The 17251-nt window shown below is 59.5% G+C and carries 11 protein-coding genes and 1 tRNA gene; 4 read left to right on the forward strand and 8 right to left on the reverse strand.

The window, feature by feature from the left end; all coding sequences use genetic code 11:
* Window positions 1-133 precede the first annotated feature (133 nt).
* The 4 genes from DXD49_RS09680 to DXD49_RS07945 all read left to right on the forward strand — a co-directional run bounded on the left by DXD49_RS09680 (window position 134) and on the right by DXD49_RS07945 (window position 4882).
* A complete protein-coding gene (locus DXD49_RS09680; RefSeq protein ID WP_158564882.1) occupies window positions 134-2584 on the forward strand; it encodes a PTS transporter subunit EIIC in 2451 nt (816 codons plus the stop codon).
* Window positions 2585-2711: 127 nt separating this feature from the next.
* Entirely contained in the window at window positions 2712-3725 is a 1014-nt protein-coding gene (locus tag DXD49_RS07935; RefSeq protein WP_117794678.1) for a polyprenyl synthetase family protein, read from the forward strand.
* Window positions 3726-3863: 138 nt separating this feature from the next.
* Window positions 3864-4769: a peptidoglycan-binding protein gene (locus DXD49_RS07940; RefSeq protein ID WP_199406666.1), complete on the forward strand. Its 906-nt coding sequence runs from the start codon at window positions 3864-3866 to the stop codon at window positions 4767-4769.
* A 38-nt stretch (window positions 4770-4807) separates the two neighbouring features.
* A tRNA-Gln gene (locus tag DXD49_RS07945) sits at window positions 4808-4882 on the forward strand.
* Between the two features lie 488 nt (window positions 4883-5370).
* Here DXD49_RS07945 and DXD49_RS07950 read toward each other — a convergent pair.
* From DXD49_RS07950 to acpS, 8 genes are all read right to left on the reverse strand, one after another.
* Window positions 5371-7548 carry a hypothetical protein gene (locus DXD49_RS07950; RefSeq protein ID WP_117794679.1) on the reverse strand — a complete coding sequence of 726 codons (2178 nt, stop codon included), beginning with the start codon at window positions 7546-7548 and terminating at the stop codon, window positions 5371-5373.
* Window positions 7549-7731: 183 nt separating this feature from the next.
* The gene (locus tag DXD49_RS07955) at window positions 7732-9621 is read right to left on the reverse strand and encodes a carbon starvation protein A (protein ID WP_117743784.1); all 1890 of its coding nucleotides are present in this window, start codon (window positions 9619-9621) and stop codon (window positions 7732-7734) included.
* Between the two features lie 608 nt (window positions 9622-10229).
* A complete protein-coding gene (gene tsaD / locus DXD49_RS07960) occupies window positions 10230-12614 on the reverse strand; it encodes a tRNA (adenosine(37)-N6)-threonylcarbamoyltransferase complex transferase subunit TsaD (RefSeq protein WP_117794680.1) in 2385 nt (794 codons plus the stop codon).
* Window positions 12601-13107, reverse strand: coding sequence for a tRNA (adenosine(37)-N6)-threonylcarbamoyltransferase complex ATPase subunit type 1 TsaE (gene tsaE, locus DXD49_RS07965; protein ID WP_089573670.1), 507 nt, complete (start codon window positions 13105-13107; stop codon window positions 12601-12603). The genes tsaD and tsaE overlap by 14 nt, the downstream gene beginning before the upstream one ends.
* A 12-nt stretch (window positions 13108-13119) precedes the next feature.
* Window positions 13120-13740 carry a uracil-DNA glycosylase gene (locus DXD49_RS07970; RefSeq protein ID WP_089573671.1) on the reverse strand — a complete coding sequence of 207 codons (621 nt, stop codon included), beginning with the start codon at window positions 13738-13740 and terminating at the stop codon, window positions 13120-13122.
* An 8-nt stretch (window positions 13741-13748) separates the two neighbouring features.
* Window positions 13749-14894, reverse strand: a complete 1146-nt coding sequence (gene alr / locus DXD49_RS07975) for an alanine racemase (protein WP_117630070.1) — start codon at window positions 14892-14894, stop codon at window positions 13749-13751.
* A 2-nt stretch (window positions 14895-14896) separates the two neighbouring features.
* Window positions 14897-16513, reverse strand: coding sequence for an NAD(P)H-hydrate dehydratase (locus DXD49_RS07980; RefSeq protein WP_117794681.1), 1617 nt, complete (start codon window positions 16511-16513; stop codon window positions 14897-14899).
* The gene (acpS, locus tag DXD49_RS07985) at window positions 16514-17053 is read right to left on the reverse strand and encodes a holo-ACP synthase (protein WP_006235843.1); all 540 of its coding nucleotides are present in this window, start codon (window positions 17051-17053) and stop codon (window positions 16514-16516) included.
* Window positions 17054-17251: the final 198 nt, after the last annotated feature.

Consider the following 17251-nt stretch of genomic DNA (forward strand, 5'->3'; position numbering starts at 1 on the left):
TGTCAACGGCGCCCGTGATGCTCCAATCGATTCGAATCAAAACCGTCAATGCGGCAAGCAGCCAGTCCTCTACAATGAGTTCATTGTTTAAACGTTCTTGCTCGCACAGCATGTTGCATCCGGAAGGCATATTATGCTGCAGAAAATCCAACGTTTTGGCGGAGCCATGTTCGCGCCCGCCATGCTGTTTTCTATATCAGGCCTCATGGTCGGCATCTCCGCCCTCGCCACGACCGTAGACATCGTCGGTGACCTCGCCGTATACGGAACCCCTTGGTACGTTTTCTGGACCATCATCCAGCGCGGCTCGTGGACGGTCTTTAAACGTCTCCCGCTCCTTTTTGCCGTAGCGTTGCCTATCGGTCTTGCCCAAAAGCAACCGGCACGCTGCTGCCTCGAGGCGCTTGTGGCCTATTTTGCCTATTGCTTCTTTTTGAGCGAGATCATTAAGCTGAGCGGAGACAACCTTGGGCTTAAGTACCCATCATCTTTGACCCCCGCCAGCGGTATCACCGTCATCGACGGCATCAAGACGCTCGACACCGGCATTATCGGCCCGCTGGCGGTATCGGCAACCGTCGTCGCCATCCATGACCGCTTCTACGATGCCAAGGTTCCCGATTGGCTCGGCACCTTCTCGGGTTCCTCGCTGGTCTACCTCATCAGCTTTTTTGCCGTGTTTGCCCTTGCCGCCATCTCGGCCGCCATCGTGCCCTTCGCATACGCTGTAACCGAAACGCTGCGCCACGCACTTGCGGGCGTCGGCCCCTTCGGCGTGGGCATCTTTGTGTTTTTGGAGCGAGCACTCGAGCCCATGGGGCTGCACCACCTGCTCTATATGCCCATCTATTACGACAATCTGGTCATTCACGACGGTATTTACGCCACGTGGACCAACCTGCTCCCCATTCTCTCCCATAGCACGCGCCCTTTAAATGAACTTGCGCCCTGGGCAGGTTTTACCGCCACCGGCTGGGGCAAGCTCTTTGGCCTTCCCGCCATCGCGGCAGCATTCTATTTCACCGCCAAACCCGAACGCCGCGCCGGCCTTAAGGTCATCCTTTTGCCCGCCATCGTCGCCTCGGTGGTCTGCGGTGTCACCGAGCCGCTCGAGTTTCTCTTTATGTTCACCTATCCTGGACTCTTTTTGCTCTACGCCGTCCTATCCTCCTGCCTTGCCATGACCATGAACTTCTTTGGCATCGTCGGCATCTTCTCGGGCGGTCTCATGGAAATGACGGCCTTCAACTTCATCCCACTCATGCGAATGCATGCCAGCTCCTACCTTTTGGCGCTCGGTATCGGTCTTGCCTTTAGCCTCATCTTTTTTGTTAGTTTTCGAGCACTCATCTTGGTCTATGACCTTAAGACGCCGGGCCGCGAGGATCATGCCTCCAATCGCGCGGCAATCGATCGTTTAACGGGAAGCGGCTTTGTCAAAGAGCAATCTCCCAATGGCGAGGTCAGTATTCAATCCGATCAAGATCACGTCCTCGCTGAGCGGGTAATTCAGCTTTTAGGTGGCGTTGGCAATATCGTGGGCGCAACCAACTGCGCCACGCGCCTGCGCGTCGAGGTCGCAGACCCTTCCATCGTTGCAGATAATGCGTCGTTTGTCGCGGTGGGCGCCAAGGGCCTCATCATTACGGGCAAGACCGCCCAGGTGATTATCGGCATCTCCGTTCCCCGCGTTAAAGAGCATTTTGACCAGATCATGGGCCTCGAGCCGGGATTTGTGCCCACCACCTCGGCCTCCCCTGCCGCCAGCGCAGCCCATAAGCGCGGCGATATCTGCTTCTTCGATATCGACGGAACACTCGCCTGGCAAGACCCTCGAGTGGCACAAGAGCTTCCCGAGGGCGAGCGAGACCTCTCCCCCTATCCCAATGAAGCGGTCTCGCAAGCCATCCGTGATTTTGTCGCCAAGGACAATATGGCGTTTATCTGCACAGGGCGCACGCTGAGCTGCATCCATCCAAAGCTGCTCGAGCTGCCCTGGACCGGCATCGTCTGCCTCGCGGGTGGCTATGTCGAACTTGAGGGACACGTGATTCGCGATTTGGCGATGACGCCCGGCATGCTGCAGCGCCTTGCTCCCATTCTTGAGCAATCGGACGAAGTGATTCGTTTTGAGGGACTCAATGGCGTCGTTCGCATGAGTGCCGATGCGCCCGACGCCCCCGGATACGCCCGCACCGTGGGCGATGCAATTACGCAGCTGCAACATTACAGCGCCTACAAGATCTTAATGTCTACGTCGCTTGCCAACCGCATCGCTCAGGATCAAGCGTTTGAGCCGCTGCTCTGCTTTAACGAGCTCGAGCTCGAAGTGACCGAGATTTCGCCTCGCGAATGCACCAAGCGCGAGGGTATCCAGTCCGTACTCGACGCTCTCGACCCCAACCATGGAACGGTGTATGGCATCGGTGATGCCAGCAATGACATCTCGCTGATGAACGCCGTCGATGTCGGTATCGCCATGGGCAACGCGCCGGACTTCCTCAAGGAAAAGGCCAACTATGTAACCGACAGCATCGACCACGACGGCGTCGTCACCGCGCTCGAACACTTTGGGCTTATCTAGCCGAGCCCCTACCACATGCGCGGCCACATGGCCCAATCGTCTTCAACCGCCGCGCTCGACGCCCCAATGTGGCAATATGTTGTCTGCATAATGCAACGATGCAACCTCAGAAAGAATGCGAGAACCCGTGTCTAGTCCGTTTACCAGCTTTTTAGCCCAGCACTTTGACCAGATTAACGACTATCTGGCCACGTTCTTTGACGGACAGGCGACTTCCGCCGATATCGAGCGCTACCTGTATACCCCGCTCTCGACATTTACGGCAAACGCCGGCAAGCGCCACCGCCCGCTTATCTGCATGCTCGCCGCAACCGCAGTGGGCGGTAGCTTTGAGAGCGCCCGCAGCACCGCGGCAGCCATCGAGCATTTCCAGTCGGGCGCGCTGATCCACGACGACATCGCCGACAACGGACAGCTTCGTCGAGGCAAGCCCTGCATGCACCTTACCGAGGGCACGGGCCTTGCCATCAATTGTGGCGACCTAGCGCTCACCATGGTCACCAAGACGGTTCTCGACGACCCCACGCTGGAGTCCGACGTGAAGGTGCGTGTGCTCCACGAGCTTACCGAGATGATCGTCCGCACCATCGAGGGCCAAGCGCTCGACCTGGGTTGGGTCCGTGATGAGCGCTTTGATATCTCGGTTGATGACTACCTGGACATGGCGACGCACAAGACCGCGTTTTACAGCGGAGCGACGCCACTTGCCGCCGGAGCCATTATTGGCGGCGGCAGCGATGAGCAAATCGAGGCGCTGCGCACCTTTGGCCTGCACACCGGTCTTGCCTTCCAAATCCAGGACGACCTGCTCAACCTTGTTGGCACCAAGGAAACCGCCAATAAGGACTTCCGTACCGACATCACCGAGGGCAAGCGTACGCTCGTCGCCGTACACGCCCTCTCTGATGAGCGCCACCACAACGAGGTCGAGGCGATTCTTTCCTCGGGCACCGATGATCCCGCGCAGCTCGCACGCGCCGTGGAGATCTTCCAGGAGACCGGCTCCATCGATTACGCCCACACCTACGCGCTGGACCTGACCGCTAAGGCCAAGGCCGCCATCGAAGGCGTCGAGCTCGACCCGCATGCACGCGAGCTATTCCTCTCCATGGCAGATTTCTTTGTGGAGCGCCTTAACTAGCGGGGGTTATAAAACCTGTCAGCAGCGTATTTGGGTACAACTTGCTACACTGTTGAGTGCATGTTTATGCATCCCTTTGCGTTGTCTATCCGACACACGCTCAAATAGTACGAATGGTACGCCGAAAGGGGTTCGTTCATGGAACCTATTACTACGGGCATGCAGGGAGCAGCCGTCGAGGACGTCCAGTCCCGCCTTCTGCAGCTCGGCTATACAATCGACGACGCCGAGGTCGCCGACAAGCGCTTTGGCACCACCACCGAGCAGGCTGTTGGCACCTTTAGGCTCGATAGCGGCCTTGCCGCCGGCAGCGCCGTCGATATCCCCTGCTGGAGCGCCCTGGTAGACGCCTCGTATAAGCTGGGCGACCGCACCCTCTATCTGCGCATGCCCAATTTCCATGGCGCCGATGTGCAGGCCCTGCAGCGCGCTCTGAACGTTTTGGGCTTTGCCTGCGGCGAGGACGACGGCTACTTTGGCCCGCATACCGAGGCCGCCCTGCAGCAGTTCCAGGAAAATGTCGGTCTGTTTGCCGACGGCATGGCCTTCCAGGACACCTACGCCTACATCAACCGCCTGCACCATGTGTGGGAGGGTAAGCCCTCGGTCACCGAGGCCGAGTCGCGTATCGGTTTTGCCCGTGCCGCCAATGTGCTTGAGCGCTTTCAGATTGCCGTTATCGGCGAGGACCCCATCGCACGCAGCGTTGCGTCGCGCATGTGGAATATCGCCACGGCAACGACCGACAACAGCGGCATGATGCTCTGCGACTCCGAGGTCCCAACCGACGTTGACCTGGTGCTCGAAATCGCAAGCGACGAGCTGCCCGCCGACGCCGCACCGCGCGCCACGATTGCCCTCGCCGAGTGCCACAACCTGGCCCAGCGCATCCGCACCGCCAATGTCGCCGCGCAGCAGAAGCCGGCTCGCATTCGCATTGAGCTCACGGGCATGACGCGCTACAACGGCACCTTCACGGCCAGCGACGCGCAGACGCTCGCCGTACGCCTGCTCGATGGCGTTTGCGATGCCCTCGCAGATTAGGTAAACTAGACGAGTTGCTTTTGGGCAACACCACACATTGGGACGTAGTTCAACGGTAGAACTCCGGTTTTTGGTGCCGGCTGTTGGGGGTTCGAATCCCTCCGTCCCAGCCAAGGTAACTGAGCGCCCTGAGCTTTCATCAGCCCAGGGCGCTTTCTTGTGAGCAAACGGAGGGATTCGAACCCGCAAGGGTGCGGAGCTGAGGAAACGCGAAGCGTTTTCCAGCGCAGCACGCAAGGAGCGAAGCGACGCAGCGGGACGCGGCCGCCGAAAAGGCGGACGCGGAATCCCACCGTCCCATATCAGCCATAAGCTCCCCGCATCAAATATCAGCCCCGTTCCGAAAAGCGAGCCGTAATCTACAAAATGGCGTGTGGCCCCGACGGGCCGGGCATTAAGTTTGTCGCGAGTTCCGCACGCAAAGAAGGCCACGTGACCTCGATGTTTTGGACGTGACAGCGAGAGGGGCCCTGGTATGGCAAGGTGACGTGAAACAAGGCGGCGCTGACCTTCTGGTCGCGCCGCCGAAGTTGAACGTCAGATTGCCGTGCCAGGGACCCTCGCAGCGTCGAGAGGACCGCCGTTCGGTAGAACGGCGGAACTAATTATTCAGCATGCGGTCGAAGCTTCCCGAGTCGCCATCCCGATAGTCAGCGGTCATCAGGATCTCCTGTGGAATGCGCCCGCCTTCGCGCAGCACGTTGCGGAACTGCACGCGCGTAACCATGGGCAGGTCTTTGATCGTGGCCGCCAGGTTCTGCGGCACGCCCTGGTTGGCAGCCGCGGGCTCGCACTCGCCGCCGGCCTTCACGCGACGCTTATGCTCGGCGAGCATGGCGCGGTACATGCCGGCATGCAGGCGAATCTCAACCACATTGGCATTGCGAGTCTGCTCGACGATGCGCGCGCCCTCGCGATCGATATCGCCCACGTAGTAGACGTAGTTAAAGCGATAGCCGATCTCGGCCAGATAATCGTCCAGGGCATGCGAGACGCTCGCCTTGCATCCGCCGCCAAAAATCACGCCGCCCACCTTGATGCCAAAGAGCTTGGCGTGCTTGCGGCCACGCAGCAGCTTGACGATCTCGTCGTAGGTGTCCAGGTTCTCGACCATAATGAACGGCTTGTCGGCGCCCAGCGTAAAGAAACCCGTAAAGTGCACGGGGCGGTTGGGGGCAACCTTAATCGCCTGCATGCTGATGCCCTTTTCGGCCATGCGCTTAATCAGGCGCTCACCGTGCTTACCGTCAAAGGCCTTCTCGTCGTTAAAGATCTGGTAGGCACGCTGGCGACGCGAAGCGACCGGCGTGTCGGCACCACGATTCTGCTCAATCCAAGCCTGGATGGTCGCAATCTCCTCGGCAATCTTGCGGTTGGACATCTCGTTGTGCTGAGCGCGCTGCGGAGCCTTTTTGCCGTCCTTGCCCTCGACCTTTACGATCTGTGTCTGCTGCTCCTTGATCTTAGAGAGCGCCATAGGCGTAGGGACAACTTTGAGCAGCTGCCTGCCTAAAACGCGGGCAAGAGCAAACGCCGAGACCTCGCCGTGGGCTGCCGACTCGGGCTGCTGGGCAGCAGTATCTACTGCGGCAGACTCCGGCTTCTTCTGAGACTTGCGCTTAGAATCGCCTTGGGAATTGCGCTCGCGCTTCGGCATAGACGCCTGCCTCTGCGGACGATCGGACTTGCTCTCCTTCGCTGGCTGGCGCTTAGGCTGCCCCGCAGAAACCTCGGCCTTCACATCCTCGTCCCGCGGCGTGATCTTCTCGGTTGCAGTCTCGGCATGGGAACTGCGGCCCCCACGATGGCGACGGCGGCGAGGCTTGCTCGATGCGCCCTGCTCCGTCTGCTCATCAGTAGACTGCTGGCCCTGGGTCTCCGTATCGGACGCAACCTGCTCATCAACAGGCTTCTGTTCACGAACTTCCGACTCGGCAGGCTTCACGGCCTTCTCGGCCCGCACCTCCGGAACCTGATTAACCTTCTCCTGGCGCTTTATGGGGTACGCGCGACCTGCAAAGCCGCGACCGGGACGACACGAGTCTGAGGCCTTCTTGGCCGGCTTCTCGGAATCGTCCGCAACCTCGGCAGTCTCTTCGGCCTCGAGCGCAACATCCTGCTGCTCGGCCCTAAAATGCGCACCGCGGCGACGCTTGGGCTCCTGGATCTCAGCATGCTCTTGAGTGCGAGTCGGCTCCCGCATCCCGACGGGCTTTTCCTCGACGGCCTCGACATCCGTCTCACCCTTTTGAGCTACGGCGCGGCGGAAGCGCTCCTGCTGGGCGCGGCGCTGCGCATCGCGCTTGCCACCCCCGCCAAAACCGCCGCGTCCCGCCTTGGCCGTAAAGGCGCGAACGACGTTCTCGTCAAGCAGCTCGTCGGTATCGACATGCTCGCGCGGAGCTATTGCCGCCTCAGCAGGCACCTCGACAACGTCCTCGACGACCTCTTCGGCAGCCTCGGCAAGCTGTTCCTGAACATCGCGAATCTCGGCATTGATGGTATAGAACGCCGGACGCCCGTTAATGCCGCTACCCTCAATCTTGGTCACGATATTTGCCGCGATAAGCTCATCGCGCATCGCCTTGGTGTCGCATTCCTTATCGACGGAGCGGAAAATCTGCGCCAGCGCACTCGACTTAATCTTGAGCGCCTTACGGCAAAGCAGGTCGTAGGCAACCAGCTTGGCACGCTCAGCAGAAAGCGACGTCTGGCTGCTCAGGCGCTCAGCCAAAGCATCGACATTGTTTTGATTATCGGAATATACCGTCTTGGCCACGGGGCCCCTTTCATATGTACACATATACGTCTATATGGTACAACGCGCGCCCTTGTCCACGCAAAACATCTGCGAGAACACTCGGGCGTCACTCGTTTTTGCATGAAAAAAGACCGAGCCCGCGCAGTCGCGGACCCGGTCTTTCCGAGTCAAATAGATGGGAGATCCAACCCGTCCGACCGACTAGGCCTTGGCGGCTTCGGCGTCGGCAGGAGCCTCAGCGGCAGCGGCGCGACCGTACTCGGCCTTGCCCATCTCGGACCACTCGGGCTCCTCGTCAGGCATGGAGCCAGCCTCCTTACCGAAGAACTCCTTGAGGCAGTTGACGGCGACGATGAGGCCCAGGACCATCAGCAGGACGGCGAAGACGAGCTGCAGGCCCTTGGTGGCGGCGACGGAGACGGCGGCCGTGGTGGCGGTAGCCGGGATGGTGCCGAAGAAGCCGTAGGCCTGGACGGCGGTCATGCAGCCCATGGCGCTCTGGACCAGCGAGGTGAAGGTGCAGCAGAGCAGGAAGGCGACGGGCACGTAGAGCATCCAGCCCTTGCGGCCGGTGCACTTGCAGAACACGGCGAGGGTGATCATGGTCATACCGCCGAGCAGCTGGTTGGAAGCACCAAAGAGCGGCCAGATGTTGGCATAGCCACCAAAGGCGAGGGCGAGGCCAGGAAGCAGGGTAACGACCGTGGCGAACCAGGGATTGCCGAGGACCTTCATGTAGCCGGCCTTGGACTCGATGGCCAAGGCGTCGTTGGTCTGGGCAAAGAACTCGGAGAACGAGGTGCGGGCGATGCGGGCAACGGCATCGAGCGAGGTCAGGGCCAGTGCGGAGACGTTCATGGTCATGAAGACGGTTGCGAGCGTGCCGTTAACGCCGAAGGCCTGCATACCGCGGGAGATGCCAGCGGCGAAGATCTGGAACGGGGTGGAAGCGACACCGGCGTTAAGGGCGCCGGTACCGGCGGTGTTCATGTCGGAGAACATGATGCCGGCGACGATGATGGCAAGGATGCCGACGAAGGACTCGACGATCATGGCGCCGTAACCAACCTTGACGGCGTCCTGCTCCTTCTCGACCTGCTTAGAGGAAGTACCGGAAGAAACGAGGCTGTGGAAACCAGAGAGAGCACCACAGGCGACGGAGACAAACAGGACCGGGAACATCATGCCAGAAGCGCTAGAGAAGCCGGTAAAGGCCGGAGCGGTGATAGTGGCCTGGCCGTTGACGCCCAGGACGACGATGCCGAGGACAGCGCAGGCGATCATGACGATCATCATGATCGAGGTGAGGTAGTCACGCGGGGTCTTGAGCATCTGGATGGGCATGGCGCCGGCAAAGACCAGGTAGACCATGACGACGGCGAACCACTGGAACTTATCCAGGTAGACCGGGAACTGCATACCGACGGCAAACATGAGAACCATGAGCACCACGCCGGTGACGAACTCGGCAGCGCCGGTGAGGTTGAACTTCTTCTGAGCCCAACCAAAGGCGATCGCGACGAAGGTGAACAGGATGGAGATGGTACCAGCGCAGCCGGCGGCATAGGACTTGGTGAAGTCGATGGCACCGGTAGCAGCACCAGAAGCGTCAACTGCCGGGGTGAACATGAACGTCTTGCAGACCATGTCGGTGAAAGCGGCGATGACGATGATGCAGAACAGCCAGCAGAACAGCAGGAACAGGCGACGACCGGTCTTGCCGATGTACTTCTCGATGAGCTGAGCCAGGGACTTGCCGTTGTTCTTCATCGAGGCGTACAGGGCGCCAAAGTCGTGGACGGCGCCAAAGAAGATGCCGCCGACGAGAACCCAAAGCACGACGGGCAGCCAGCCAAAGGCCATGGCGACAATCGTGCCCGTGACAGGGCCGGCACCGCAGATCGAGCTGAACTGGTGCGAGAACGCGGTGAAGGCGGAAACGGGCGAGAAGCTCTTGCCGTCCTTCATGCGCTTGGCCGGCGTGAGGGCATCCTTGTCAACGCCCCACTTATTGGCCAGCCAGCGACCGTAGCCCAGATAGCCGCAGGCGAGCACCGCCGCGGCCACAACCATGAGCAAAACTCCGTTCATTACATTTCCTCCTCTAAAAAGAACTTCCTAGACATAAAAAATGAGGGCCGTCGGTTGCGCTCGACGGCCCTCATCTTCATCAGCCGCCCGTTATCGTACGGGCTAGCTGTATGTGCTAACCCGCATCAGATAATTACTACGCTGATAATGTTTAGCTGATGCGTGAACATGTCTAAGAAATCCTCTTCGATCATGATGTGAACGTTCCGTGCGTGTTCACATCCCCCAGTGGATGGAAAGCAGTATGAAACTTTAGTTACCTAAAGTCAACGTTCAAATGTAATGAATTTTCAACTTTTTTGAAATTTACGGTATAAAACGCCATTAACCTCGGACTTTACCAGACAAGAGTTTTTGCATGAGAAATACCCCTGAGAGCCGCGGGAGCCGGACGCTGTCGACGCCAAACGACCCCCACGCCGCATCGGGACAGAAAGGTCCCCGGCGCTGCCCCGGGCGCCAGCGGCCACATATGAACTTTATCGCGAGTTCCGCACGAACAGGAGGCCACTTAATGTGGCCTCCGTCGTGAGCAGGACTGTCCGAGCAGGAAAGTTCATATGTGGCCGCTGGCGCCCGGGGCAGCGCCGGGGACCGCACGAGCACGACTACAGCGTCATGTTCGGATCGGCGTCGACGTCGAACGGCGAGATTTCTCCTCGGTCGAATTTACGGCGAGCGACCTCCGCGATCATGGCGGCGTTATCGGTGCAGGCGGACAAGGGCGGCACCGTTACACGAATGCCCTGACGTCCAAGCTTCTTGATCATCATCTCGCGCAGATGCGGATTGGCCGAGACGCCGCCGCCAATGCAATACTCCTTGCACCCGGTGGCATGCAGGGCGTTCTTGGCCTTCTTGTACTGCACGTCAAAGACCGCCGCCTCAAACGAGGCCGCCAGGTCGGGCAGGTGAATCGTGCGCCCGGCCTTGGTCTCCTGCTCAATGTAGAGCGTCACTGCCGTCTTGAGGCCCGAAAGCGAGAAGCGGTAGTCACCCCTGCTGTTAAGCGCGCGGGGAAAATCAATCGCCTTGGGGTCGCCCGTCTCGGCCAGCTTGGAGATGATGGGGCCACCGGGATAGCCCAGACCCAACGCCTTGGCTACCTTGTCGAAGGCCTCGCCCACAGCATCGTCGAGTGTCTCACCAAGTACCTCGTAGTCGCCCCATGCCTTCACGTGCACGAGCATGGTATGACCGCCCGAGACGAGCGTGAAGATAAACGGCGGCCTGAGATCGGGCTGCGCCAGCAGGTTGGCGAACAGATGGCCCTCCAGATGGTTGACGCACACGAGCGGCTTGCCGGCGGCATAGGCAAAGCCCTTGGCGAAGGCGACGCCCACTACCAGAGCACCCACCAGGCCCGGACCCTGCGTCACGCCAACAGCGGCGAGTTCGCTCGGCGCGATGGCTCCACCCTCAAGACCAAGCGATGCTGCGGCATCCTCGAGCGCCGCATCCACGACACTCACAATCACCTCAACGTGTTTGCGCGAGGCGATCTCGGGCACCACGCCGCCAAAGCGGGCGTGAAAATCAATCTGTGTCGACACCTGGTTGGCCAGCATATTGCCATCCGCATCGATAATCGCCACGGCCGTCTCGTCGCAGGAGCTCTCGATAGCGAGCACTAGGCGGCGGCGCTCAATTTCGGCACGCTCCCCCTCGGAGCGCCCAGGCGCAGGCAGCGGCCATACGCGCTGCTCTGCCGCCGTCGGCTCGGGCGAAGCATTATCGACCGGAAGCACCAGGGGCAGCGGAGCCGTCATGACGATGGCGTCCTTGCCGGCACCATAGTAGCCGCGGCGACGGCCAGCCTCGGTAAAGCCCAGAGCGTTATAAAGCGCGGTCGCTCCCTCGTTACCGTCCTCGACCTCGAGCGAAGCCGTAGTGCAGCCGAGCATCTGGGCATCATAGCTCACATGCGACAGCAGCTTGCGGGCAATGCCCTCACGGCGATGTGCCGGGTCGACGGCGACATCCAGAATCTGCACATCACCGTCCACGACCATACCGCCGGCAAGGCCCAGCAGCTTGCCGTCGTCGTGTGCCACCCACCAACTACGCGGCGCAGCGACGTCCTCGCCCAGTTCGGACAGGAACATGCCCGGCGTCCATGCCTCGTGTCCGGCACCTTCAAAGCAGGCAGCCTCCAGCGCGCTTGCGCCCTCGGCATCCGCCGCGCCCATGGGACGGAACTGCAGATGACGACCGGCGAGCTCATCGGCAACACCCGTAATTTCGCTCTGCGCACTCTCGGCAAGACCAAGACGCTTGCGCTCGTTTTCCTCGGCATCCGAAAGGCGCGTGTAAATCGGCAGGACGCGGGCCGGATCGCCGTCACCCGCAGCGTGCGCGAGCAGCAAGCCCTCGCCCGAAGGCCACCACAGGTCGCGCTCCACGCAGCGGGCGGCCTCGTCCTCACCCAGCAGCTTGCCATAGCGCACTAGACCGTCACCGGTCAGCTGAACCTGGCCCCAGTCCGCTGCTTGGCGCCACTCATCGAGCGCCACGGCGGCCTTGACCACGTGTTCGCGCTCAAATTGACGCTCGGGACCCTCATCGACCAGCATATACAGCGCCGGATATACCTCACCGCGCATAGCATCGGCCAAGATACCAAGCTTGCCGCGCACGCCAGCCTTCCACGCCGTCCAAGCGCAAGCGTCGAGCGTCGACACGCCCAGCAGCGGAACATTGGCACCACGCGCGAGGCCCTTGGCAGTGGAGATGCCGATGCGCACACCCGTAAAGGACCCCGGGCCGCGGCCGACCACATAGCAACCAACATCGCTGCGATCCAGACCGGCTTGAGCCAGCACGCCATCAACGGTATTCACGAGCTCAACGTTGGCGTGACGGCGACACATGTGGTCGCCACTCACGAGCTTCGTCTCACCCGTCTGCCCATCAATCCAGCTTGCCGCGCAGGCAAGCATGTCAGTCGAGGTATCGAGCGCCACCACCAGCGCGTTGTCGTTATGCAAGCTCATCTTGTACAGCCTTATCAATCAAATGGGAAAGCTCCATTGCGCGGTCACCGTGCGCCTCAAGCGTTATCGTTCGCACGTCGCTGTCGCCCTCATCACGCCTGAGCGTCACCGAAAGATACTCATCCGTCAGCTCGTCCTGGAATTGTTCGCCCCATTCCAGCAGGCAAGCACCCTCATAGCCCAGCACATCGAAAATGCCCGTATCCTCGAGCTCGTAGGCATGCTCCAGGCGGTATAGATCAAAGTGAAACAGCGGAATACGACCTTGATCGTGAACGGCCATGAGGGCGAACGTAGGGCTCGTAACCATATGCCCATCGCCCAGCCCGCGCGAGACGCCCTTGGTAAAGTGAGTTTTGCCCACTCCCAGGCCACCGGTCAGGATGAGCACATCGCCGTCCTCAAGGCACGGTGCAATTAGCTCGCCAAAGTACTCCGTATCGGCAGCGCAAGTCGTTTTGTAAGTACCTACCCCCAGGCGCTCCAGGGACATATATGCTCCTTATTATTCCGAGGCGTCCTCTGGCGCGGGATGTCGCTCCAGATAGTCGCCCAGCATCTTAAAGTCTTCCTCCAGCAGCTCCTGCCACGCCGGATTGCGCAGCGCTGCTGCCGGATGGAACGTGGGCATTACCACAAAATGCCCCATCTGGTGGAACCTGCCGCGCAGCTTAGTAATGCCAATCTCGGTCTTTAGCACAAAGTGCGTCGCGGGGTTGCCGAGCGTCACAATAATATCGGGCCAGATGCTTCGAATCTGCTCACGCAAAAATGGCGAGCAAGCCAGCACTTCCTCGGGACGCGGATTGCGGTTTCCCGGCGGGCGGCACTTAAGCACGTTGGCAATGTAGACGTCTTCGCGTTTGAGCCCCGCCAGCGACAAAATGCCGTTGAGGTCCTCGCCTGCCGCCCCCACAAAGGGCTCGCCCTGCAAATCCTCATTGCGGCCCGGCGCCTCGCCAATAAACATCACGCGAGCGTGGGGGTTTCCCACGCCAAACACGATGTTATGGCGCGACTGGTAAAGCTGGCAAAGGTGACAATCGCCCAGAACGGCCTCGATCTCCTCGAGTGCGACCTCACGCGGCGCCTGATGGCTATGGCCGGGGATGTGCATGACGCCCATAGCGACTCCTACACGTAGACCTTGTCGAGACGCATACCAAAGCCGCAAGCGACCTCGTAGTTAATCGTGCCGCGTAGGCGCGCCATCTCGTCCATGGTAATCTCGGCATCTCCATCGCGGCCGACAATGATCATCTCGTCACCATACTCGGCCTCGGGAATCTCATGCGCCGGGTTGGACTGAATGGCGACCATAAACTGGTCCATGCAGATATTGCCCACCTGACGCACACGCTCGCCGCGATACAGCACGTCCATACGATTGGAAAGCGTACGCGAAAGGCCATCGGCATAACCGATCGGAAGGGTGCAGATCTGAACGCGCGTGCGCGGTACGCGGTAGGTAAAGCCGTAGCCCACGCCCTCGCCCATCGCAGGATGCGCCACGCGCGTCACACGCGCGTGGACGCTCATGACGGGATCAAGCTGCATCACGCGACCACTCAGCTCACATGGCTGCAGACCATACAAACCGATGCCGGCACGAATCATGTCAAAGTGCATTGAAGAATCGAGCATCGAGGACGGCGTATTGGCACAATGCACGATACCGCATTCAAAACCTGCGTCCTTAATGGCCTGAACGGCCTCGGTAAAACGCTGGCACTGCAGCTTGTAGTCCCAACCCGAAGGTTCATCGGCCGTGGCAAAGTGCGTAAATACGCCGTCGCACTGGATGCCGCGATGGAAACTGATGCCGCGTACAAAGTCGAGCACCTGTGTGTAGTGAACACCGATACGATTCATGCCCGTCTCGATGGCAAGATGGTACTTGCCCACCTTGCCCGCCGCGACGGCGCATTCGCCATACGCAAGAGCAAAATCGGACGTATAGACCGAGGGCATGATATCGAACTCGAGCAACGTCGGAATGGCCTCGATAGGCGGCTCGCTTAGGATGAGGATGGGTTTCGTAATCCCGCCCTGTCGGAGCTCAACACCCTCGTTGACCGTCGCCACGGCAAACATGTCGGCACCGGCCGAATACATGATCTTGGCGCACTCAACAGCTCCATGACCATAAGCATCGGCCTTGACCACGCAGCACAGGCGCTGACGTGGATTCAACAAGTTCTTATAGGCCCTCGTGTTGCGACGGAGCGCCCCGCGGTCGATCTCGACCCAGGACCAGCGCGTCAAATCGGCTTTATTCATGATTAGTCATCCGACCCTTCGTCCATGATTCCCAGATCTTCGAGCGCATCCTTTGCCGCCAGCTCCATGGCAGGACCGATCAAGTCGATAAGATCGGTCGCGATAACGCTCTTCTCACCATACTCTGTCGCCGCGGCAAAACCGGCGTAGCTGTGAAGTGCGACGGCGTACGAATACAGCAACTCCCAACGATCCATCTCGTCGCGCATGGTGGCAAGCGTGCCGGCCAAAATACCCGCGAGAACATCACCCGAACCGGCAGTTGCCAGAGAAGCCGGACCCGAGAGCGGCAGCAGCACGCGCTCAACGCCACAGATAGCCGTCGTCGGCCCCTTGGCAATGACCACCAGATTGTCGGAGCCTGCAGCCCAGACAACCTTCTGCGCGGCCGCAATCGCGGTACCAAGGTCGTTCACCTCGTCACCGGCAACCAGACGCGAAAGCTCACGATAGTGCGGTGTCATAACCAACGGCTGCTCGCGACGATACATCTCGGGGTTACTATCAATACCGTCAATGGCAATCTTAGCAAGGCAGTTGAGTGCATCGGCGTCCAAAATAAGCGGCACATCAAGCTCAAGCAAGCCCGAAACCACCTGCATAGCGCCGGCAGACGTCGTCATACCGGGACCGCACAGCACGCAGCCGTACTTCTTTGCGATCTCGCACACCGTCATGCGCGCAGCGGCGCCAAAGGAGCCACGGGAATCAGACGGAATAGCAAAGACGGGAATCGAAGGAAGTGCCATGCGAATAAGATTGGCGCAGGCGTCAGGAGCCGCGACTGCCACGTAACCAGCACCCGCTCGAGCTGCAGACTTAGCCGCCATAATGGCAGCACCAGGATATTGCGCAGATCCGGCGACAATAAGCACAGAGCCACGGGAATACTTATCGATATTCGTAGGTAGTGGAGCAAAGTAATCAACTAAATCACCGGGCTCGACAATCTCGGCGGCGTGGTCGACATCATCGATGACCTCGTCAAGACGGTCGTAAAGATTGCCGCAGATCAAATCTCCAGCATACTCAGGACCATCAGCGCTATACAGACCAATCTTGGGCGCAATCATCGTCACCGTACGCTCGGCACGAATGCAGTCGTCATCAACAACGCCCGTCTCGGCATTCAAGCCCGAGGGGACATCAATGGATACGACAAAATCGGCGCATTCATTGACCGTAGGAATCCAAATGGAGAACGGCGCACGCAGATTCCCGTGGAAACCGGTACCAAAAATGGCATCGACAACAACATCGGCCTTATCGATTAAAACCTCGAGTTCGTCACGCGAGGGGCCGACGCAAACGTGCACATCGCGGCCGGCAGTACGACGAGCAACATGACGTGCCAGAGCAGCAGGAATCTCATCCGGCTCAACCGGAGAAACGATATCTACGTCCACACCCTTATGGCTCAGGATATCGGCGGCAACCCAACCGTCGCCTCCATTATTACCAAAACCGACCAGAACAAGAACCCGATCGGGATTGAGCCTCATGACCTCGTTGGCGGCAAACTCACCCGCTAGCTCCATAAGCTCGGCCTTCGAAGTCCCTTCGCGTTCGATGATATCCTCGAGACGAACGACTTCTTCGGTACTCAAAACCGGTTTCATCTATGCTCCTAGCGTATCTTGCGAAGCATCGCCCAGGTGCTCCGTCAATGCTGAATTCTGCAGCTGCTCAAGCTCATCTAAAACAGAGCGAGCCTCTTTAAATGTCTGCGCAACGCGTTTCTTGGTGCTTACCTTTTCCTCTTTTGGCTTAGGTCGAGCATCTTCGGTAATCGCGATGGCATTCGCAACGGCTAAGTCTCCTGTAAGCGTAATGGAAAGAGCGACCTCAACGACACCCAACTCTTGAGCGATCTCGAGTGCACGGCCCGAAAGCAGCGCCTTCGGTTTGCCGAGTTTATCACGCGTTACCGAAACATCCTTGCGACCCACGCCTTGACTAAAACCCGTGCCAAGAGCTTTAAGCACCGCCTCGCGCGAAGCAAAGCGGCTCGCATAGTGAGCAGCGGGACGCGATGATGCATCGCAATACGCACGCTCTTCTTCGGTAAACACACGCCGAGCAAACGACGGCGTCTTTTCAAGAATTGATTTCATGCGCGAAATCTCGACGATATCAACGCCGATACCAGCTTCAGCCATGTTCACCTCCATATCGCACAGACTAAGTTATTGTAGCCCGTTCACAGAAGATGCGACAAACGAGGGTTATAAAACACAGCTACTATGTGAGACGAAAACCCGTTAACGCAAAAAAAGGGGGAGGCCGCGAGGCCTCCCCCTTCTTCAGTTCAAGCGTACGGCTCGGTGCCGTCCACCGGTCAGCGGCGCCCTGGCCTC

This window comes from Collinsella sp. TM05-38 (genome assembly GCF_003466445.1).
Classification (GTDB): Bacteria; Actinomycetota; Coriobacteriia; order Coriobacteriales; family Coriobacteriaceae; genus Collinsella.